Below are 21,363 nucleotides of genomic sequence, written 5' to 3' on the forward strand. Positions count from 1 at the left end.
TAGCATATGGTATATCTGTTAAACTTGTTTTTATCTTCATCTTTGCTGCAATTGATAAAGCTAATATATTTTCCATTGGTATGTGCTTATTTTTCTTTCGCTTATCTTTAAATACTTTTGTTAAATCCTTTATTAACCCCTTTCTATTCATTTTCATTATTATATCGTCTATTAAATTTGGAAAACTTATATCAGCTGCATCAATTCTTCCTTTTCTAATTGATTCTATTATTTTTTCTTTATCTTTTCTACTTATCTGCATCATATATTATTTATCGGCACTTTTTATCATTATCTTAAATTACGAATTGAAGTGTATAGAAAATTGTATGTCTTATTTAAATTTAAAAAAGGCATCTAAACAAATGCCTTCAAATCGTTAATAAACTTATATTTATGAAAATAACGCTCATGCAGACAAATCCTTTTTCACCGCAGCATATATATTAAAAATTAAACCAATAATCAATATATACATAACAAAATCATTAATATAATATTGGGAATACCCAATTATTTTCGTCCCAAAGAGATTTACTGCCATATCTTTTAACTTTTCACTCTCTAAAACTAATCCAATACTATAATTTAACCTGCTTACATAAAATATTTTTAATAGGATAACAGCAATAAATAAAATCGTATTAACTATCGAAACTCTCTTTAACACCATCTTTCCCTCTCCCAAATATTCAAAACTTCTCAAACTCGTCCAAGTTTATATTCATTATATAATAAGTTTTCTTGGACATCAATACCATTTATGGAATACTTCTGAACATAATAGTTAAACATTCAACATAATACAACAAAATTCATTAAATTTATATAATATAAAATATATTTAAAATCATATCGTTTTATGATATGATAGGTTATGTAAAACAGAATATAGGAGAGAAAATAGGTTTTTATATTAAAAGGGAAATCGGTGCAAATCCGATACAGCCACCGCTACTGTGAGTGGGTACGAAATCAATAATAAGCCACTGGGTTAACTGGGAAGGCATTGAGAGTAGGATGATCCACAAGTCAGGAGACCTGCCTATTTTCTACGAGAAGTAAACCTTCGGTGGGAGGGGGTACTTTTATTTGTTATGTTTAAAATAGCAAAATAAAGCCCATACCTTAAAGAAGGTTGTGGGCTTTTTTCATTAACTTCAAATCAAGGTGATACTATGGCAGAAAACAAAACTATAAATAAAAACATAATATTAATCTTATTTATCCTTTTAACTATAATAAGTTTTTTTATAAGCGTAGGCAATGGAGCAGTAAAAATTTCTCCTATAAATATTCTGAAAGCCATTTTTTGTGAGAAAGATACCGTCAATCACCAAATTATATGGAATGTAAGACTGCCTCGAACTATTGTAGCAGGACTTGTAGGCATATGTCTATCATTATCAGGAGCAATTCTCCAGGGAATTATGAGAAATCCCCTTGCTAGCCCAAACATCATTGGAGTATCTTCTGGCGCAGGACTTGCAGCATTTATAATACTAATACTATTACCAGAATACTATTATATGGTTCCTATAGGAGCTTTTATTGGAGCATTACTTACTACTTTAGTAATATACTCATTAGCTTGGAAAGAAGGAGTAACCCCTACAAGACTTATTTTAGCAGGAGTAGCTATATCATCTATACTTAGGGCAGGAATAAATGCTCTCATAACATTTTATCCCGATAGAGTTGCAGGAGTTGTAGGCTTTATGGTGGGTGGATTATCTGCAACAGCTTGGACTGAAGTAAAAATGATATTCCCCTATGCTTTAATAGGAGTCACATCGGTTTTACTCATTCCAAATAAACTAAATATATTAATGCTTGGAGATGAGATTGCAACAGGACTCGGATTAAAAGTAGAATCTACAAGATTTATCTTTATAATTTTAGCATCTTTACTTGCCGGTAGTGCTGTTAGCGCAGTAGGATTACTAGGCTTTGTTGGCCTCATTGTCCCTCATATTGCCAGATTACTAATTGGCTCTGATTATAGATTTTTATTCCCAGCATCTATTTTTTTAGGAGCATCGGTAGTCATATTATGCGACACTTTAGCAAGACTGTTATTCGCTCCTATGGAAATTCCAGTAGGGATAATAATGTCAGCTCTTGGAGGACCATTCTTCCTATATTTATTGAGAAGAAAAGAAGGTGTTAGATGATGGGTATCAAAGCTGAAGGACTTTACGTTAGTTATGGAAAGAAAGAAATATTAAAAGGAGTCAATTTAAAAGTTGATGATGGAGAACTAATCTCCATAATAGGACCTAATGGTTCAGGAAAATCAACTCTCCTTAAAGCATTATCAAGATATTTAAAACCATCTAAAGGCAATATATATTTAGACAATGAAGATATTTATTCCATTAATACTAAAAAAGTGGCCCAGAAGCTAGCAATTTTACCTCAAATTAAAAATATTTCAGCAGATGTGACGGTAGAAAATCTCGTATCATACGGAAGATATCCGCATCTCGGCTTTAGGAAAAGACTTCTTAGAAAAGATAAAGAAATAGTAGATTGGGCTATAGAAAAAACTGGACTTCAAAAATTACGAAAGAGATTTGTAGCAACTCTTTCAGGAGGTGAAATTCAAAGGGCATGGATTGCAATGGCTATTGCTCAAAGACCAAAAATTTTATTACTTGATGAACCCACTACTTATTTAGATATATCTTATCAACTCGAAATATTAGAACTAATAAAGGAATTAAATAATTCATTAAATATTACCGTCATCATGGCAATTCATGATTTAAACCAAGCAGCTAGATATTCTGATAAGATATTTGTCATAAAAAATGGACAATTATATATGGAAGGTTCACCTAATAGTATCATAAAAAATAATGTATTAAAAGACGTATTCCGAATTGATGCTGATATTTATCACGACACTGTAAATAAATGTCCTTATTTTATTCCTAGAAAAATCTGCATTAAATTTAATGCAGAAAAAACTTAATTTGTTTCTCAAGGGGGTGTTGTGGAGATTATATAACTTTAATTTTTTTAATTTATAAGTTACAAAAAAATTAGATGATGAGGTGATGCAAATGAATATCAAAAAATACTTATCTTTATTATTAGTTGTATTAATGACTTTTACAATTTTTACAGGGTGTACTAATGAAAATACAAAAATAAGTAATACAAACGGAAATGAGAAAATACAAAATGAATATGGAATTAAAATCGATGAAAATACAGTCACATTTACAGATGCAAGAGGTAAATCCGTTGTCTATGAAAAAAATCCTAAAAGAGTAGTCTGCATATATAACTCTTATCTAGATTTATGGTATAAATGTGGAGGTACAGTAATCGGTAGAGTTAAACCTTCTAAAGACAAGCCTGTTCCTGGTTCTGAAAATGCCGATATAGTAGGAACTGCTGGCTCTCCAAGCGTTGAAAAAATACTAGCGTTAAAACCTGACCTAGTAATATTAAGTATGGCTTTTAGAGCTCACAGAAATATAATAGAAACATTAGAGCAAAATAATATTAAAGTTATAGCATTAGATAATGAATACAAAGATGATTATTTTAAAACTGTAAGATTATTTACCGCATTAACCGGTAGAGAAGACCTTTATGAAAAATATGCAAAACAAGTAAAAAAAGACATAGACAATATAATTCAAAAAGTACCAAAAGATAAAAAACCTAAAGTTCTTATAATTTTTGCAACTGCAAAAAATATAACCGTTAGAGGTACAGATTCTATGGTTGGAGAAATGCTAAAAGATTTAAACACAATCAACATATCAGGAGTAATTGGTGATTCAGCAGATGCCAAAGTTTTTAGTATGGAAAAAATACTTCAAGAAGACCCCGATTTTATTTTTGTTCAAACTATGGGCAGTGACAAAGAAAAGATATTTAAAAAATTAAAAGGCGATGTAGAATCTAATCCAGCTTGGGCATCATTGACAGCCGTAAAAAATAATAGATACATAATCCTTCCAAAAGATTTATATCTATACAAACCTAATGATAGATATGCAGAAGCATATGAAGGATTAGCAAAAATTCTTTACCCTGAAGTATTTGATAAATAAAAGGAATAGTTAAATGAAGCTAAGTTTTAAATTGAAACTTAGCTTCATTTTATTTAAAAACCATTTCCAAATTCCCTTTTTTGCAATTAAAACTATTTTATTGTTTGCTATCTCTTTTTTTCATGCTATATATTTTTTATTAAGTAAAATACTAATTATAGATAAAAAATTTAAGATTTAAAATTGAAAATGTAAAATTATTTTCAAATTTTCAATTCCACATTTCATAAAAGCGGAGGCATTGCCATGACAGATTTTAATTCTAAACTAGATTATAAAACTCTCTCATTAATAGAAGAACAATTGAGACAGGAAAAATTATTATATAAAAAATATTTAAATTATGCAGAAATGTGTTATGATAGCGAACTTAAAAACTTATGCTACAACGCTAGTAAGAGACATAAAAGGAATTATAAAAAAGTACTTAACTATTTAATCAACAGCCGATAAAAAATTAAAAATTTAAAATGTAAAATTAATTTTACATTTTCAATTTTACATTTTTCATTTCTCTGCTAACAGAGATAAAGGAGGCATACCTCAATGTATATTATTAACAATCTATCAGAAAAAGAAATATTAAATGACCTTGTATTATCAGAAAAGGAATTAGCAATTTCTTATAACAATACAATCGTCGAATCTACGTGCCCTTTTTTAAGAAAAATTCTATCTGAATGTTTGAATGATATTCAGGATATTCAATATACAATATATAAAATAATGGAAGAAAGAGGATGGAATAAAAGTCGTCTAGTAAGTAAATCAGATTTACTTAATATAGTGGAAGAATTTCAATATATAAGATAACCTCCGGTAAAAACCGGAGGTTTCTATTACATCATTGGCATTCCGCCTGGCATTCCGCCGCCCATTCCTGTATCTTTTTCTTCTTCTTTATCTGCTACTACAGCTTCAGTAGTTAATACCATTGCTGCTACTGATGCAGCATTTTGAAGAGCCGATCTTGTAACTTTAGTTGGGTCAACTATACCAGCTTCAATCATGTTTACATATTTTTCATTTAACGCATCAAATCCTACACCTTTTTCGCTTGATTTAACTTTTTCAACTATAACTGAACCTTCTAATCCAGCATTTGCTGCAATTTGTCTTACTGGTTCTTCTAAAGCTCTTCTTATTATATCTACACCTGTCTTAACATCTCCTGTTTCAGTCTCAAGTAATTTTTCAACTGCAGGAATTACGTTAATTAATGCAGTTCCACCACCAGGAACTATACCTTCCTCAACTGCTGCTCTTGTTGCAGCTAAAGCATCTTCTATTCTTAATTTTCTTTCTTTTAATTCAGTTTCAGTAGCTGCACCAACTTGGATAACAGCAACTCCTCCTGATAATTTAGCTAATCTTTCTTGTAATTTCTCTCTATCAAAATCTGAAGTTGTCTCTTCGATTTGAATCTTAATTTGTTTAATTCTATCTTTAATAGCTTCTTCTGAACCTGCTCCACCTACAATTGTAGTATTTTCCTTATCAACTTTTACTCTGCTAGCTCTACCTAACATATCAATAGTAGCTTCTTTTAAGTCATATCCTAACTCTTCTGAAATAACTTCTCCACCTGTTAAGATAGCAATATCTCTTAACATTTCTTTTCTTCTATCCCCAAATCCTGGAGCTTTAACAGCTACACAAGTAAATGTACCTCTTAATTTATTAACAACTAATGTAGCTAAAGCCTCTCCTTCTACATCTTCCGCTATTATCAATAATTGCTTTCCTTGTTGTACTATCTGCTCTAATATTGGTAATAAATCTTGTACATTTGATATCTTTCTATCTGTGATTAAAATATATGGGTCATCTAATACAGCTTCCATTTTTTCTGCATCAGTTACCATATATGGTGATAAATATCCTCTATCAAATTGCATACCTTCAACTACTTCTAATGTAGTTCCCATTGATTTTGATTCTTCAACTGTAATAACACCGTCTTTACCTACTTTTTCCATAGCTTCAGCTATTAAGCTTCCGATTTCTTCATCAGCCGCTGAAATTGAAGCAACTTGAGCTATAGCTTCTTTGCCTTCAACTTGTTTTGATAGAGCTTTAAGTTCTTCTACTGCAGCGTCTACTGCTTTATGTATACCTTTTTTAATTAACATTGGGTTAGCACCAGCAGCTACATTTTTTAATCCTTCTCTTATGATAGCTTGAGCTAATAATGTAGCTGTTGTAGTACCGTCTCCAGCAACATCATTAGTTTTAGTAGCAACTTCTTTAACTAATTGAGCTCCCATGTTCTCATATGGGTCTTTTAACTCGATTTCACGAGCTATTGTAACACCATCATTTGTAATAAGTGGTGAACCAAATTTTTTATCTAAAACAACATTTCTTCCTTTTGGTCCTAAAGTAACTTTAACAGTATCAGCTAATTTATTTATACCTCTTTCCATCGCACGACGAGCTTCTTCGCCAAATCTTATTTCCTTAGCCATCCTAAATTACCTCCTTTTTTCTTTTTTTGCACAAAACCGTCTTTCGCTCCTCACTATTCCCTATTCAATTTTCCATTTTACATTTTCAATTTTTAATTTTATCCTAGCGCCTATTCAATTACAGCTAAAATATCTATTAATTTTAAGATAGTATATTCTTCGCCATCCACCTTAACTTCTGTACCAGCGTATTTTGAGAATATTACTTTATCCCCTACTTTTAATTCTTCTTTTTTCTTCTCATCATTAGCAATTCCAGACCCTACAGCTATTACTTCTGCCATTTGAGGCTGCTCTTTAGCTGAACTTGGTAATACAATTCCGCTTTTAGTCTTTTCTTCAACCTCAATTTTCTTAATAACCACTCTGTCGCCTAATGGTTTAATTTTCATCTTATAACCCTCCTTATCATAATTTATATTAAAATGATATTACTTTCTTAATTGTTAGCACTCACTTTTGCCGAGTGCTAATGCTTACAAATATATGTTATAAAATAGATTTTATGTAGGCAAATACATCATTTCTTTATTTGAATGAATTATAAACTATTATATGGATTTATCTTAATATTTTTACGTTTTTCTTTATTTTACTACATTTTACTATATAGATTAATGTATTAGTTACTCTTCGTTCTAAAATCGAACGGCAAATTTCAAATAGCCAAAATAATAATTTTATATTTTCAATTTTCAATTTTACATTTATTTAATCTCATTCTCCCTCGCATAATAAAATAAATACTGTTGTGCAAAGCCAGCATATTCACCAAATTTATTTTGTGCATATTTTTGTATATCTTTAAGTTTAGTATCTTTTTTTAGATAAAAATGCTCCATTACCCTCTTCACCCAGACATCTATCGGAAAAGCATCATACTTTTCCATAGAAAATAACATTATACAATCAGCAACTTTAGGCCCTACACCTGCAAACAACATTAATTCTTTTTTAGCATCTTCCGTAATCAAATTTTTCAACCTATAAATATCCATTTGTTTACTCGAAACAATCGCAGCAGCATTAAATATATATTTAGCTCTAAATCCTGTCTTGCAATCTTTTATAGCTTCCACTGTCGATTTGCTAAGTACATCTGCAGTTGGAAAACTATAATATTTCTTTCCATTATACTCCCCAATAAATTCTCCATATTTTTGACTTAAATTCTCTATTGCCCTTTTTATCATCGGTATTCTGTTATTAGCAGAAATAATAAATGATATTAAAGTCTCCCAAACATCTTGCTTCAATATTCTTATACCATAGCCATATTTTACGGCTCTTTTCAAAATTGTATCCTTTGAAAGCTCTCTTTTTATTTTGCTATAATCCCTACCTAGATCAAAATATTCAAACCAAACATCATTAAATTCTTTTAAATTAGTATTAGAAAAAACTATCGCTTTATTTTCTTTTTTTACGTTTATAACTTTCCCATGTGCTACACCCGTATAACTACCATCTTCCTCTCTATTCCATCTAAAACACTGTCCACATTCAAATATATGTTCAGGTTCAAAATCCTCTAATTTTTCAATAATAACTCTATCTTTTTCTTCGACTACTTTCAAAAATAATACACCCTTTCCATTTATAAAAGTTGTCCAAAGAAAAAAGCCGGCATTGAGCCAGCTTTTTATTAGTACCAACCTCTTAACTTCATAGCCTCAGCTATTCTCTTAATTGACATCATGTATGCTGCAGTTCTCATATCAACTTTATTTTCTTCCATTAATTCATATATTTCATTAAATGCTTTAACCATTAATCTTTCTTGTTTCTCTTGTACTTCTTCGAAACTCCAATAGTAGTTCATTAAGTTTTGTACCCACTCAAAGTATGAAACAGTTACTCCACCTGAGTTAGCTAATATATCAGGAATTACTAATACTCCTTTATTATATAATATTTCATCTGCTTCAGGAGTTGTTGGACCATTAGCACCTTCACTTATAATTTTAGCTTTTATATCATTAGCATTCTTACTAGTTATTTGATTTTCTAATGCACATGGTAATAATACGTCAACATCTAATGTAAGTACTTCATCTCTATTAACTTCTTTTTCAGCTCCAGGGAAACCTTTTACATGTCTATTTTGTTTTACGTATTCTATTAATTCTTTTACATTTAATCCATTTTCATTAATTACACAAGCCGATGAATCAGATACACCTATAACTTTAGCTCCCATTTCTTCCATATACATAGCAGCATAACTTCCAACATTACCAAAACCTTGAACAGCTACTTTTAAGTCTGCTAAATTTAATCCTAATTTCTTAGCTGCCTCTCTAACCATTATAGCAACACCATATCCTGTAGCTTCAGTTCTTGCTAATGAACCTCCGAAACTAACAGGTTTTCCAGTAAATACTCCCGGAACATTATAACCTTGTAATTTTGAATACTCGTCAACCATCCATGCCATTATTTGTCCATTTGTATTAACGTCTGGTGCTGGTATATCTTTTCTATCTCCAATAATTGGAGCTATTGCTCTAGCATAAGCTCTTGATAATCTCTCTAATTCACCTTCTGATAATTCATTAGGATCAACTATGATTCCGCCTTTACCTCCACCGTATGGAAGACCAATTACTCCACACTTGAAAGTCATCCAAGTTGATAAAGCCTTAACTTCATCTCTACTTACTGCAGGATGGAATCTTATACCGCCTTTTGTTGGTCCAGGTGCGTCATTGTGCTGTGATCTAAATCCTTTAAATACCTTGATACTTCCGTCATCCATTCTTACAGGAAGTGATACTTCTAAAACTCTCATTGGCTCTTTTAATAATTCATATACCTCTGGTTCTGCTCCAAGCTTATCACATGCTGTCTTAATTTGTTGCTGAGCAATCTCAAATGGGTTTAAAGTTTTTTCAGCCATTGTTTGACCTCCTTATAACATATAATAAATTAAATAATTAAAATTTAATAGTTGTTAAAATATTAACATTGATATATTTTAGGAAAAGGTTTTCACGACGAAAACCTGAACCCTTTCATTTGTGTATATACAACCTTTATCTTACATGGAGATTATAACATATATAATTTTTTTTGTAAATAAATATTAAATTTTTATCATTTTTTTAACATTAACATCGACAGAAAGTATATTTAAAGAAGTCATATATTCGACCTCATCTATTATCTGCTCCTGCATTCTCCTCATAAGTGGTTTTATAGGATTTCCATATACTATTTCTACATCTAAAGAAATTACTATCCCTTGTTCTTTAGTTTTTATATCTACATTAGAAACTCCAGAAATACCTATAACCTTATAAGCAGCATATTTAACTAAATCTCTTATAACATTACGTGATATAGTGTATTTACCCAGATAACTAAATGTAGGTCTTACCACCGTTTTTTCAAAATACTGTCTATCGTCATCTGTTTTTCTAAAAAATACTTTCAATGTGTCTATAAAATACCCTGAAAAGTCTTTTTTTATTTCAAAAGTAGGTACAGGAATAACATGTTTTCCTTCTAGTCGTCTCTGTTTTTTTGCTAAATCTATTTCATATTCATTAGATATATCTTCAATATATATTCTTTCAGTTATCTCTGGAAGCTCTAATATTTCAACAATTTTATCCACCATTCTGTCAGATGTTCCTAATATTAATATTGCCTCTGGTTTAAGCCTTTTTATAACTTCCTTCATTTCCATCCTATGATTCTTGTCCATAAATAAAGCTCTTTTTATTGCGCTTACAATAGTATCTTCTCTTTTAGCAGATTTTCCTGCTAAAACTTTTGTACCCTTTATCAATAAGCCATCATCAATTATATATTCAATTTCCAATTCTTTAGCCAACATAATCGCTTTATAACTCTTACCCGTACCGCTTTCGCCAATAAGGGCCACTATTTTCATAAATATTCCTCCAATTTAGAACAGAGTTCACAGATAACCCTATAATATTTATTTCTTATTAATTCCTCTGCTTCTTTTGCTCTGGCTTCATCATATGTATGTGCTAGTAAGTCTCTTTTTTCTAATGCATCTATCCAAGTATGTCCATCTGTAATAAGTTCAACTTGAAAGGCCGTTTGTATTGTCCTTCTAGGGCTTTTTACATCAAATCCTTCTTGCTGTAAATAATCTTTCATTGTTTTCCAAGCTAATTCAAAAGTATATTCAAAACATTGAATTAACCCTTGAACTTCAAATTTATTTAGCTCTCCTTTTTCAATAAATTCCGTTAATTGTAAAGTAGCTTTTTTAAAATTCGAAAACCTCTGTTTCCATCTGACATCAAGGTTCATACTTCTCACCTGCTTTATAACCTTTTCTCCTAATTGATTATAAATATTATATCATAAATTACATACCTTCATCTTGGGCCTTTGATATATTTTTTAAAGTGCAGAAGAGCCGTCCCTTCGTTTTATTTTTAAGATTATTAGTACCAATAACGGTATTATGATTTGAAATGGAATAACATAATATGGATAGATTTCTCCGGCCCATCTTACCATATCTGATAAGCTGTCATATACCCATATAGAAATTACGACTGCAATCGCAACTACAGGATTAATAAATGGTTTATAATCGTCTAAACCGAATAATTGGGCAATTCCAATAAGCGATGCATAAAGACACATTGTTATTTTCATACTTGCAGCTATAATCAGATTTATCGCAATGAATGGTTCGACAGCTATTCCGGGAATTAAACTTATCGTGATATGAGATGGAAATATCTGCCTATTTAACATGTCTGCTCCTAAAATCATTAGATTACTCATCACTACACTCAACAAAATCATTCCAATAACTGTAAGTGAAATATAAGATGTTTTAAATAAATCCTTTTTATCATTCAAATAAGGAAATATCATTAAAAATACTACCGTTTCTCCAAACGGAAAGGTTAATACAGAAAAGCTCACTTTTAATACTTTTAAGAAACCGTGTTCTAAAAATGGTAACAGATTTTTAACTTCGTAATGCCCCATTACTAATAAGAATATTGAAATAACTAAAATTAACATCATTGGAACGATTATTTGTCCCACTCTAGCAATAACCTCTAGCCCTTTCTTTAAACTATAAGCTAATACTAACGCTATAGAAATTATAATAAATATAAGCGGAGTTTCTGTATAGATAGATACTATCATAAACTCTCCTAGATTTCTAAATACAAGTCCTGCCAAATGAAGAAAATACCAAATATAAAATATTCCAATAATACTGCCAATATATTTACCAAAAACATCTTTTAATATTTCTATAAATGTTTTTGATGGATTTAATATCGATATGTATGCATATATTCCAATCAGTATATAGCCTCCAATCCACCCAATAATATAGGCAAGCCATGCATCTTGATAAGCAGACACCGCCGGTGTTATTATAGCAGAACTTCCAAAGATAAACCCTATCATGATAAACGATAATTGAACTGGCGAAATTCTTTCGTTTCTAATCAATTTGTTCACCTCATAAATACAGTTTTTACTATTTGTTCTATTACAATAGAAGGGGTTGTCGGCATCTTCTCAAGCATCAAAAGTATACTAATAATAAAACTTACCCCCAATAATACCGAATATATAATAATAGTCTTTCTCCTATTATTAGTTTTTAATATTACAGGTATATCGAAAATTAAAATCAAAATATATATAATAATCAAACCAAATATCATACCATCCCTACTTTCATCTAACTTCTGATGGCTTTCCTATAATCCCAGTCCCTCTTATTTTCACATTCACATCTATTTCTATTGAAGCATTGCTGAAAATATCTGCCCAGTCATCTTTAATCTGCTTCCAATATTCAAAATGTCTTCTATACATAACCTCTCCAAAGCCAAAAATATCGCTTTTATATTCTTTTTGTGCAATACTTAAAACATCTTTAATATCCGTTTTTATGGCATTTTCCACGTCTCTACTTAACTTTTTAAAAGTCTCTTTTGTAGTTAAATCGCCTTTGCCCTGTTGATCTGCTATATTCCCTACCGCATCAATTTTTATTGACAAAATCAATTTCCATTCGACTATTTGGGCGTCTATTTTCCCATTTGAATCTAATATCTCTATTGCCACCTTCTTATTTTTATTTAAAGGATTATCTACGTTATAAACTGCATTTCTAACTTCATTTTGTATAAATAAAAGTCCTCTAGTTTGGGCTGCGTTAAGCCATCCCACTAATTTATCTCCCTTAAATACAGCAGTGCTATCTATCTTCATATCTTCAATCTTCTGTAAATCCTCTTTTTCAACAATCTCTATGGCTCCTATAGCCGGACTTACTCCCGGCTGAATAAGCTGTTTTAAAACATCAATAATAGTAACTTTTTTTACTTTGGCAAGCTCTTTACTATTTTTTAATATGCTCTTTATATGTAAAGAAGGTATTTTCTCCATATCGCTTTTAGCCTTTAATATTTCCTCTGCGGTTGTTCCTTTAGCTATAATAATATCGGAACCTAATCTCGGCTCATGATTTCTCTCCCAAAAGTCTAATGCATCCATAATACCATCTCGTGCAAATTCTTCTCCTATAACCATTAAATCTGCATGATTATAAAAGGGCTTTCTGTTTACTGCAGTCATCTGATTTTTAGCCGCCTCAAAAATAGTATCTCCAACAGTCGTAAATACCCAAAAGGCTTCTTCTTCAGGAATACCCTGTTCTCCTGCCTTCATTACGGTAGGCTTTACTATCTGCAGAGTCAGCTGCACCTTGCCTTCAGCAGTCCTGTCAACACCTACGGCAGTAACGAATGCTTTTTCTGTCAAATCTTTATTATCCCAACAAGCAGTAAATATCACAACATTAAATATAATCATCAGCAATAGGATTAAAATCTTATTTATTTTAATCATCTCAATCCTCTTTCTTTATATGACTGATTTTCATTCTATGCTCAACCTTTTTGTTTTTATTGCTAGTAATATCTTTGGGCCTTGTAATCATACTCCATATCGGAAATCTCACGATAGAATCTTTTAAGCCCATACCGTCAAGTGGGGCTATTGGCGATGTATAAGGCACCCCAAATGATCTTAATGAACACAAATGAATTAAAACTACAAATATAGATAAAAACAAACCCATGAATCCTAATATATTTGCAGCGATAAGAAATACTACTCTTAATATCGGTATAGTTCCGCCCATTGGAGGTACTACAAAACTGCTGATGGCAGTTAGAGCAGTAACCATAATCATTAAATTACTGACAAGCCCTGCCTTAACAGCTGCTTCGCCAAGTACTAAAGCACCTACTATACTTACGGCTTGCCCGATTGGCCTCGGCATCCTAACTCCTGCTTCTCTTAACAGTTCAAAAGAGAGTACCATTAATAGAGATTCAGTAAATGCAGATGTAGGCAGTCCTTCTCTTGATGCCGATACTGATAATAATAACTTAAACGGGATTACATCTGCATGAAATGAAATTAATGCTACATAAAAACTTGGCAGTATAACTGAAGCAAAAAAAGCTAGCATACGTGCAAATCTTGCTAGTGAAGCAAAATATGGCCTTGAGTAGTAATCTTCGCTCGCCTGTATAGTTTCTATTAATAAATATGGAACTGTTAATGCAAAAGGAGTTCCATCGCATAGAATCGCAATTCTGCCTTCTAATAATTTAGCCGCTACAACATCTGGTTTTTCGCTATTACCCACTGTAGGAAATAGCGAAAACGGTTCGTCTTCGATAAATTCCTCTATATATCCAGACTCAAGTATTGCATCTATCTTTATCCTTTTTAATCTCCTTTTAACAGTTTCTATAATATCCGGATTGGCTATCCCCTTTATATAACAGATGCATACATCCGTATTAGTCTGCTCTCCTAACTTTATCATCTCAAATTTCAATTTAGGATTTCTAATTTTTCTTCGTAAAAGTGCCGTATTAGTCCTTAATGTCTCGGTAAATCCCTCTCTTGGGCCTCTTACAACCGCTTCTGTCTCCGGTTCTTCAACGCCTCTCGTCTCCCAACCTTTAGTATCTGCCTTAAATGCCACATTTTTGCCGTCTATATATATTACGGTGTCGCCCGAAAGGATTTTTTCTACCGTTTGTTTAAAATCATCGATAATTTCAAGATCTCCAATACTTAACAGATTTTCTTTAAGTATGTCTATAATAGTTTCTCTATTTACCTCTCTATTTAATTTTGATATTCTAGATTCTATCATTAATGCTCTTAAAATATTTGTATTTACAGTCTGCTTATTAGTTAATCCGTCTATAAATGCTATTAATATTTTAACTTCTGAATTTTCTCCTAATGCTATCTCACGTAAAACAAAATCTACTGAATCAGAGAATATCTCTTCAAGTTTATCTCTAACACTTTTAATGGAACTAGGTATTTTTTCAATATTTGAATAATGCTTAAAATCTCGGATATTATCATTTTTAGCCTTTAATATAAAATAATTTAATAATCTGGTAAAATATCTAAACACCTCAACCACCCCATGAAAAATACATTAGATTCGATTATTAGTATTTCATGGAATAAAAAATATATTCAAATAAAAAAGCCACCCCCATCTAAATCTTGGGAAGCAGCTTTTAATCGTTTAAACACTTCTCATAATCGTATTTCTGGTGAAAAATTTTTTGACTAATAAGATTAAGATAAAATCTAAAACTATAAGCACAATTTCATATTTAAATATAAATCTCCACGTTATATTAGTTGCATATAATTTCATAGCTATAGGTGCTATTAAAGGAGCTCCGATAAAGAAATTAATCATACTGGCTCCACGAGCACTTTTTAATTTAATCGAAAATAATGTCCCGAGCAGTGTTACAAAACTGCTGATTATAAGAGTGTTTATTAGCATTGTATATAATGAAATTGAAGAATATATCTTAAAATGTATTATCCCATAAGCCTTATAATAATAATAGAATACGATAAAACATAACTTTTGTTACTATTGCGATAATCAGAAAAAAACCAAAATACAGCCATTGATTATCCATCAAATCCCCCCATTTTCTAGCAATAGCATTTTCTATTTATATTGTAATTTATTCAAATGGGTTTTACAAGTTAAAACACAAACAATTAACATCTTTATTAAAATATTCAACTTCACCTAATAAATCACTTTTATTTATACTAAAAATTCTATTTATGGGGAGTTGAGCATCTTCTAACAAGTATTTAAGCCTATCTCCGCTTATATAAAATAGCGTTCTTAAAATTAATCCTAATAAAAAATATATATATACTTTTGATACTACTGAATAATTTTCTTCTATAAAATAATCTATATTGCTTACTTGATTGTCTAAACATCTAATGCAAGCACTTTCTCCGGGAATAATAAGCGGTCCAAATAATACTTTATATCTATTAATGTCAGAAAATATACACATATGTCCTTTATTTAATACAAAATCATTTATATACAAAATTTTCTCTTTAGAAAATCTGCCTTTAAAAACAATATGAATATATTTTTGACTATTAATAAAGCTGTATTTTTCCAGCATGTCATCTTGAAATATTTCCAATTTTGAACTGTTAAAATATCTTTTTACTATATCTTGTTTTTTCTCTCTTAACTGTTCAATATTAAATATTTTTGAATTTAACACATCGGTAGGTTCTACATATGAGTCTTTAGAAAATATTAATATTTTTTTTGGGCTATATCCCAAAAGGGCTTCTATAATAATAAGAGATACTTTTGTTAAATCATGGAAAACGAAAACAACGTCTGAAAAATCAAAAATATCAAACTCTGCAGATTCAATAAACTTATTAAAAGATATACTATCCTCTAGATTATAAAATTCTAATATTTTTTTGCTCTTTTCAATATTAATTTCTTCAAAAATATAATCATAGTCTTTCAATAGTTTATATATTATTTTGTTATAATCTTGTTCTAGAAAATATCCAATTGTGTTTATCCTCTGTAAATCATTTTTCATCTTTTCAAAGTCAAAATCGAAGTTAGGTTTTATTCTCAATATAAATTTTTTCTCCTCTTTATCATAAATTGAAAATATTTTACCATCTTCTGAAAATAATAAAAATCTCTCTTTTAATTTAATCATTGTTTTAAATTCCATTTTCATCACCCTTCACCCTACTATAAAAGTATACATATTTGACTGGTAAGTTTTATCTAACCTTAAAAATTTATTAATTCTGTCTTCAAAAAATCCTCCCAAGGGAACAGTAGACATCCCTAACATTGTAGCTACGAGCATAATATTCTGTCCAATATGCCCTAATTCTTTATAAATTAATCTATAAGTAAGCGAATTATATTTTTTCTCTATATATCTCATATTGCCAACTAAAAATACTAAAAAAAGGGCATCATCAAAACTCATATCACCAATATCTGTACTCGAAGTTAATGAATTTAGTTCTTCTAAATTTACCCTATGAAGTGCCAACAGTTCTCTACTATTCTGATTATATCTATAAGCCCTTTCCTCTTTTAAAATCTCTGAATTTCTTATCATCTTTTTAGTCGGAACTAAATAAATATCTACAGGATAAAATCTTCCACCAGATGGATAAGTTTTTAAATTATATTCTCTATCGCTTATCCCGAAAGAATATCCTAAAAAAGCTATTAACTCTCGTGTTGATATAGCCTGTTTCTTAAAATTCCAAGACGTTCGTCTTTTTAATAAGGCATCTGTCAACCTAATATCAAATTGTTCTAATTCAGAAACATAAGGAACTATATAAACCACTTCACCTTTTTTGTCATATTTACGTTCTTCCCTTGCCTCATTTTCTATTAATTCCATATAATTGCTTCTAGGAGCTTTTACAGATTGAGTTAACGGCGAATGTTTAGAATTTTCATGGTACAACCTATAAAGATAAGTTTGCTTGTCTACATCATATTTGAAATTCCATAATATCCGTTTCTCTAGCATTATTCTCACCCTTTTTTAATCACTTGATTTATAACATCGGCTATCATACTCTCATAATGAGGATATACTCCTAAACGATTGTTCATCATATGAATATGAGATGCAAGAATACTTATACGAGCCTGTTCTCGTACTTTATAGCTAGTCTGATTTTTTACAATATCATCGAGTATGTTCTTAAGATTTACATACCACTCATTATATTGAATATGATTTAAATTATCTTTTATATAGTGATATCTTGAACTGTATACATCGACTAACTTATGTGTCAGTTTAGGATAATCTATTTTCTCATTTCTATGTCCTGCCCAGAACGAGCTATATATCTCATTAAACTTCGCTTTATCTTCTAATATTTGTATTGCTACACTAAACAAATCTAATGCCGCTATGATTTTTTTATTAGGATTATTCTCTATTTTTTCAAGTATAAGTAGTGATAACTTGCTAGATATATGAAATAAATCTTCAGATAATCCTATCACATTTTCTCCTCCATACCTATCTATCTCTGGTTTATACGGTATATTCACAATAGTCCTATTATCATACCAATATAAATCTTCTTTTTTTACAGGTTGTCCATCAAATTTATGATTCCTATAATAATCTTCTGGTTTTAACACTAATGGATTGTCATATTCCAAATTAAATTCATTAAATATCTTATTAAGCTCTTGTATAACATATTTATCGCTTTCTCCACTTTTTTTAAATCTAAACCTAATATGAGGACCTCCCTGCCAATATCTAATATAAAAATATTTATCTAATAAATTATTATCTTCTGCCTTACGTATAAACTTTGAAAAAAACTCAACTAAAAAAACATCATGTAAATTTGTTTCATGAATAAATATATGATAAGAATCCCAACTCATTCTATCTAACCCCTAACTAAAATAAATTTTATAATTATAGGTATTCCCTCTGCCAATCATCAGAACATATATAATCCTATCATCATTATCTAATCTCAATGCTCTTTCTAAATAATCATCTTTAAAATTCTTTATAGGTCTTGAATATAAACCAAACAACGATACTATAGTAGAAATATAATGAATAGTTTCTGCAGATAATAAATGAGAAAAGTAAATCTTTTCTTCATCTGAAAAACTCCCTGAAATATCATAACTTACAAAAAATAACACGGGATTAGAAGATAAATCGATATTTTGATGGCTATCATTTAGAATTTTACAATTTTCAGTATATATATCATCTATATATGAGATATTTTCTATTTCCCCATCTTCTTTGATTTCATAATATCCGGGTTTAATTCCAAATACACTATTTACCAAACAAAATACTCTTATATTTTCAGAATGAAATACATTATTAAAAATCAAATCTGTACTTCTATTTATAATCTCATAAAAGATTTCAGTTTCTAAAAACTTCTTCGTACTGAAAATTCCAAAATAACTGTGATTAGATTCTCTATTTTTTATCGATAATAACAATTCATCTCTATTTAAATATTTTTCTGACTTAAACTCAAACATATTATAAATTTCTTTGCCTTTCGATATGTTTACCTTTTCTAAAAAGTTAATAACATTTGGAAAAGAAGTAATTTCTTCTAAATAACTATATTTTCTAATAGGCACATCTAAATTTTTTGCAGTTCTAAAATTCTCTCTATTCTCATCAATATATTCAGATAAATCGATAATATAATTTAACATCATTTGTCTAAAATCTAACCCTAATTTTTGAAAAAAGACACCTTTATCTAACATATAATCAATTCTGAATTTTGAAAATCCGTTGATGTTCAATAATTGTTTTAATTGCGATAATATATGCCCTGAATCTAATATCGAAAGAGCTAGTCCAAATTCTCCATAGAACTTCATAATCCTCCATAAATCCGATATTAAAATTATATAGATGTTATTTGTAAAAAGATCTATATTCGTGATATATTCAAACTCATTAATTTTAGGATTATATCTCAATGCATGTCCTCTGTATATAACATAGCATTCATTTGGATGGACATTTCTTGCCGATGGAACTCCACGGTGATATATATAAGGATTATCATACTGATAACTTAATATCCCGAGTGTATATTTTATTACATTCGAAATATTCGTAAAATTTTCATCAGTATAAAATACTTTTTTGTCCAATATTTTTTTATTAATCTCTATATGTTCATCTGTCAGGGTATCTCTATTAATATCGGTTATTATATGATCAACAAATTTGAAAGAATTAATATTTATATAAACCTTGTATCTATACTTGGTTAATCTATCAAAAAAATTCATAATTAAATGCCCCCTTGTAGTTCCCATTCTACGGAAAAGGATGAGGGATTAAATTGATATCTTTAACATCTATTGGACATCTCTTTTTACCAGCTATTATTGGTGCTGTTAATATTCTCTCATAATTTAGTCTTCTATTCTGATTGCCAAATGTCATCGTAAGCATTGACGGTATAATCACTTTTACACTCGACATACTTAACTCTTTAGTTATATAACTATTCGTATCGGCTATATAAATACGTGGATGATTTTTAGACACTTTAAAAATAATATCAGATAAAGTATGTTTTTTCTCTTTGGCTTCATACCATTCATAATAAGCATCTTTAAACTTAATCTCTGGATTGTTTTTAAAAACAAATTCTAGATATTTAAAATTTTCTTTTAGAGAATAAAAATATACATGATATTCCATTTTAGTAACTGCACTCGGATTATCTATTAACTTTTGAATTTCTCTAATTTTTTCAGGAGTGGATAATATCTCATTATATACCGACAAAGATGTAACTATCTCAACTAAAGCACTCTCTAAAGCCTTTTCTGGATTTATATGACTGCCAGCCGCATTATAAGCCTTAACTCGTCCTATATCTTTTTCATCTACTACTAATGCCCATATAGTAGGTATTTGCGTTTCCAATGTTATATCGAATAAATAAATAGAATATCCTTTCTTTTCTAAATATTTTATTATATTATTTATTTCGACATTATCTATCTCATCAATATTTAATCTAATTGGCGACATTTTATTGTACCAATGGACTAAAAAACTATCTCTTTCTACTACCTCAAATAAAGCATACAGGATTGCCTCTTCTAAATTTGCTCCCAATGCCGAACCATTTGAAGTCTCATAAATAAATCTTTCTTCTTCATTAATAATCTGATTATCAAAAAAAATCATCTGTTCGGGTATCCAAAACATTTCTTTAGAATTTATTTCATACACCTTTCTCCAATAATACTTCTTATTATCGTCATATACTTTTAAACTGTATCCTTCCTCTGAAAATTGACTTTTATCTGGCATTGTAAACTCTTTAGGATTTAGAATATTATCAAACTTAATTTTTAATTCATTGTAACTACCGTATATACTTCCATTGAAATGAGGAACTATCGTTGAGTATCTCTCTATCATTTCAAATATAGCCGCATATTTAGAATAAATCACATCACTATTTCTTCCGTACGAATAAAATTCCCTATTTCTTATATATGACTTTACACAGTACATCGGAATAATATTTGAACTCACATCTCTAAAAATCCTATATCCTATTCCGGTATCCTTATTTACTAATTCTGAAAATATATCTTCATTTTCATAAATAATATCCTCAATATGTTTACTACGATAACTATTACTAAATAAATAATCCTCATTAAAATGTGAAAACAATTCTTTAATATCGCTATTTTCTCTACTGCATACTGTACATTCAACATTTTTAAAAATTCTTTTCTTTTCAATGCTAAAATTATATTTATCTATTATATACACCAGTTTACAAGATTAATTAAGCCACAAAGTCATTGTATATAAAGTTTTTAACGCATTTGGAAACTACAGAATAAATTTTTCTATTTT

General features: G+C 29.8%; 23 protein-coding genes and 1 riboswitch. Of the genes, 6 read left to right on the forward strand and 17 right to left on the reverse strand.

Annotation, left to right across the window (positions count from 1 at the left end):
* Together BUB51_RS07365 and BUB51_RS07370 are read right to left on the reverse strand one after the other, a co-directional pair.
* Positions 1 to 265, reverse strand: a 265-nt coding sequence (locus BUB51_RS07365) for a hypothetical protein (protein WP_278294232.1), incomplete at its 3' end; no start/stop codon positions are given.
* Positions 266 to 409: 144 nt separating this feature from the next.
* On the reverse strand, positions 410 to 673 hold the full coding sequence (locus BUB51_RS07370; RefSeq protein WP_073196685.1) for a hypothetical protein: 264 nt from the start codon (positions 671 to 673) through the stop codon (positions 410 to 412).
* Between the two features lie 215 nt (positions 674 to 888).
* Positions 889 to 1,063, forward strand: a riboswitch (cobalamin riboswitch).
* A gap of 115 nt (positions 1,064 to 1,178) precedes the next feature.
* On the opposite strand from BUB51_RS07370, the gene BUB51_RS07375 reads away from it, so the two are divergent.
* From BUB51_RS07375 to BUB51_RS07395, 5 genes are all read left to right on the forward strand, one after another.
* Positions 1,179 to 2,174: a FecCD family ABC transporter permease gene (locus tag BUB51_RS07375; protein ID WP_073196687.1), complete on the forward strand. Its 996-nt coding sequence runs from the start codon at positions 1,179 to 1,181 to the stop codon at positions 2,172 to 2,174.
* On the forward strand, positions 2,171 to 2,977 hold the full coding sequence (locus BUB51_RS07380) for an ABC transporter ATP-binding protein (RefSeq protein ID WP_073196689.1): 807 nt from the start codon (positions 2,171 to 2,173) through the stop codon (positions 2,975 to 2,977). The genes BUB51_RS07375 and BUB51_RS07380 overlap by 4 nt, the downstream gene beginning before the upstream one ends.
* 91 nt (positions 2,978 to 3,068) lie before the next feature.
* The gene (locus BUB51_RS07385; protein WP_159430399.1) at positions 3,069 to 4,073 is read left to right on the forward strand and encodes an ABC transporter substrate-binding protein; all 1,005 of its coding nucleotides are present in this window, start codon (positions 3,069 to 3,071) and stop codon (positions 4,071 to 4,073) included.
* 246 nt (positions 4,074 to 4,319) lie between these two features.
* Positions 4,320 to 4,526, forward strand: coding sequence for a hypothetical protein (locus BUB51_RS07390; protein ID WP_073196691.1), 207 nt, complete (start codon positions 4,320 to 4,322; stop codon positions 4,524 to 4,526).
* Between the two features lie 93 nt (positions 4,527 to 4,619).
* Positions 4,620 to 4,886, forward strand: coding sequence for a spore coat protein (locus tag BUB51_RS07395; RefSeq protein WP_052045108.1), 267 nt, complete (start codon positions 4,620 to 4,622; stop codon positions 4,884 to 4,886).
* 26 nt (positions 4,887 to 4,912) lie between these two features.
* Here the strand turns inward: BUB51_RS07395 and groL are convergent, their stop codons facing one another.
* The 10 genes from groL to BUB51_RS07445 form a co-directional block, all read right to left on the reverse strand.
* On the reverse strand, positions 4,913 to 6,541 hold the full coding sequence (groL, locus tag BUB51_RS07400; protein ID WP_073196693.1) for a chaperonin GroEL: 1,629 nt from the start codon (positions 6,539 to 6,541) through the stop codon (positions 4,913 to 4,915).
* A gap of 110 nt (positions 6,542 to 6,651) precedes the next feature.
* Positions 6,652 to 6,933 (reverse strand): co-chaperone GroES, encoded by a 282-nt coding sequence (gene groES / locus BUB51_RS07405; protein WP_073196695.1) that lies wholly within the window; start codon positions 6,931 to 6,933, stop codon positions 6,652 to 6,654.
* 315 nt (positions 6,934 to 7,248) lie between these two features.
* Entirely contained in the window at positions 7,249 to 8,118 is an 870-nt protein-coding gene (locus tag BUB51_RS07410) for a DNA-3-methyladenine glycosylase family protein (RefSeq protein ID WP_073196722.1), read from the reverse strand.
* A gap of 68 nt (positions 8,119 to 8,186) precedes the next feature.
* Positions 8,187 to 9,440, reverse strand: a complete 1,254-nt coding sequence (locus tag BUB51_RS07415) for a Glu/Leu/Phe/Val family dehydrogenase (protein ID WP_073196697.1) — start codon at positions 9,438 to 9,440, stop codon at positions 8,187 to 8,189.
* Between the two features lie 186 nt (positions 9,441 to 9,626).
* Entirely contained in the window at positions 9,627 to 10,439 is an 813-nt protein-coding gene (locus BUB51_RS07420; protein WP_073196700.1) for an Asp23/Gls24 family envelope stress response protein, read from the reverse strand.
* Positions 10,436 to 10,831, reverse strand: a complete 396-nt coding sequence (locus tag BUB51_RS07425) for a nucleotidyltransferase substrate binding protein (RefSeq protein WP_035161819.1) — start codon at positions 10,829 to 10,831, stop codon at positions 10,436 to 10,438. The genes BUB51_RS07420 and BUB51_RS07425 overlap by 4 nt, the downstream gene beginning before the upstream one ends.
* A 93-nt stretch (positions 10,832 to 10,924) precedes the next feature.
* Positions 10,925 to 12,007, reverse strand: a complete 1,083-nt coding sequence (locus tag BUB51_RS07430) for a GerAB/ArcD/ProY family transporter (protein ID WP_073196702.1) — start codon at positions 12,005 to 12,007, stop codon at positions 10,925 to 10,927.
* Between the two features lie 5 nt (positions 12,008 to 12,012).
* Positions 12,013 to 12,225: a hypothetical protein gene (locus BUB51_RS07435; RefSeq protein WP_035161784.1), complete on the reverse strand. Its 213-nt coding sequence runs from the start codon at positions 12,223 to 12,225 to the stop codon at positions 12,013 to 12,015.
* 13 nt (positions 12,226 to 12,238) lie between these two features.
* Positions 12,239 to 13,417, reverse strand: coding sequence for a Ger(x)C family spore germination protein (locus BUB51_RS07440; RefSeq protein WP_073196704.1), 1,179 nt, complete (start codon positions 13,415 to 13,417; stop codon positions 12,239 to 12,241).
* 1 nt (position 13,418) lies between these two features.
* Positions 13,419 to 15,017, reverse strand: a complete 1,599-nt coding sequence (locus BUB51_RS07445) for a spore germination protein (protein WP_242945565.1) — start codon at positions 15,015 to 15,017, stop codon at positions 13,419 to 13,421.
* Positions 15,018 to 15,174: 157 nt separating this feature from the next.
* Between BUB51_RS07445 and BUB51_RS07450 the strand changes: the two genes are divergently transcribed.
* Positions 15,175 to 15,453, forward strand: a complete 279-nt coding sequence (locus BUB51_RS07450; RefSeq protein WP_073196708.1) for a hypothetical protein — start codon at positions 15,175 to 15,177, stop codon at positions 15,451 to 15,453.
* Between the two features lie 156 nt (positions 15,454 to 15,609).
* Here BUB51_RS07450 and BUB51_RS07455 read toward each other — a convergent pair whose 3' ends face one another.
* From BUB51_RS07455 to BUB51_RS07475, 5 genes are read right to left on the reverse strand one after another with little or no spacing between them, the layout of a single operon-like run.
* Positions 15,610 to 16,653, reverse strand: a complete 1,044-nt coding sequence (locus tag BUB51_RS07455; RefSeq protein ID WP_073196710.1) for a hypothetical protein — start codon at positions 16,651 to 16,653, stop codon at positions 15,610 to 15,612.
* Positions 16,654 to 16,659: 6 nt separating this feature from the next.
* Complete coding sequence (locus tag BUB51_RS07460; protein ID WP_073196712.1) at positions 16,660 to 17,475, reverse strand: SagB/ThcOx family dehydrogenase; 816 nt, start codon at positions 17,473 to 17,475, stop codon at positions 16,660 to 16,662.
* 5 nt (positions 17,476 to 17,480) lie between these two features.
* Positions 17,481 to 18,359: a thiopeptide-type bacteriocin biosynthesis protein gene (locus BUB51_RS07465; RefSeq protein WP_073196714.1), complete on the reverse strand. Its 879-nt coding sequence runs from the start codon at positions 18,357 to 18,359 to the stop codon at positions 17,481 to 17,483.
* Between the two features lie 12 nt (positions 18,360 to 18,371).
* A complete protein-coding gene (locus BUB51_RS07470; protein WP_073196715.1) occupies positions 18,372 to 19,763 on the reverse strand; it encodes a nitroreductase family protein in 1,392 nt (463 codons plus the stop codon).
* Between the two features lie 28 nt (positions 19,764 to 19,791).
* A complete protein-coding gene (locus BUB51_RS07475) occupies positions 19,792 to 21,276 on the reverse strand; it encodes a YcaO-like family protein (protein WP_073196718.1) in 1,485 nt (494 codons plus the stop codon).
* Positions 21,277 to 21,363 lie beyond the last annotated feature (87 nt).

Origin of the sequence: Caloranaerobacter azorensis DSM 13643, assembly GCF_900129995.1 — a bacterium.
In the GTDB taxonomy this organism is placed as follows: Bacteria; Bacillota; Clostridia; order Tissierellales; family Thermohalobacteraceae; genus Caloranaerobacter; species Caloranaerobacter azorensis.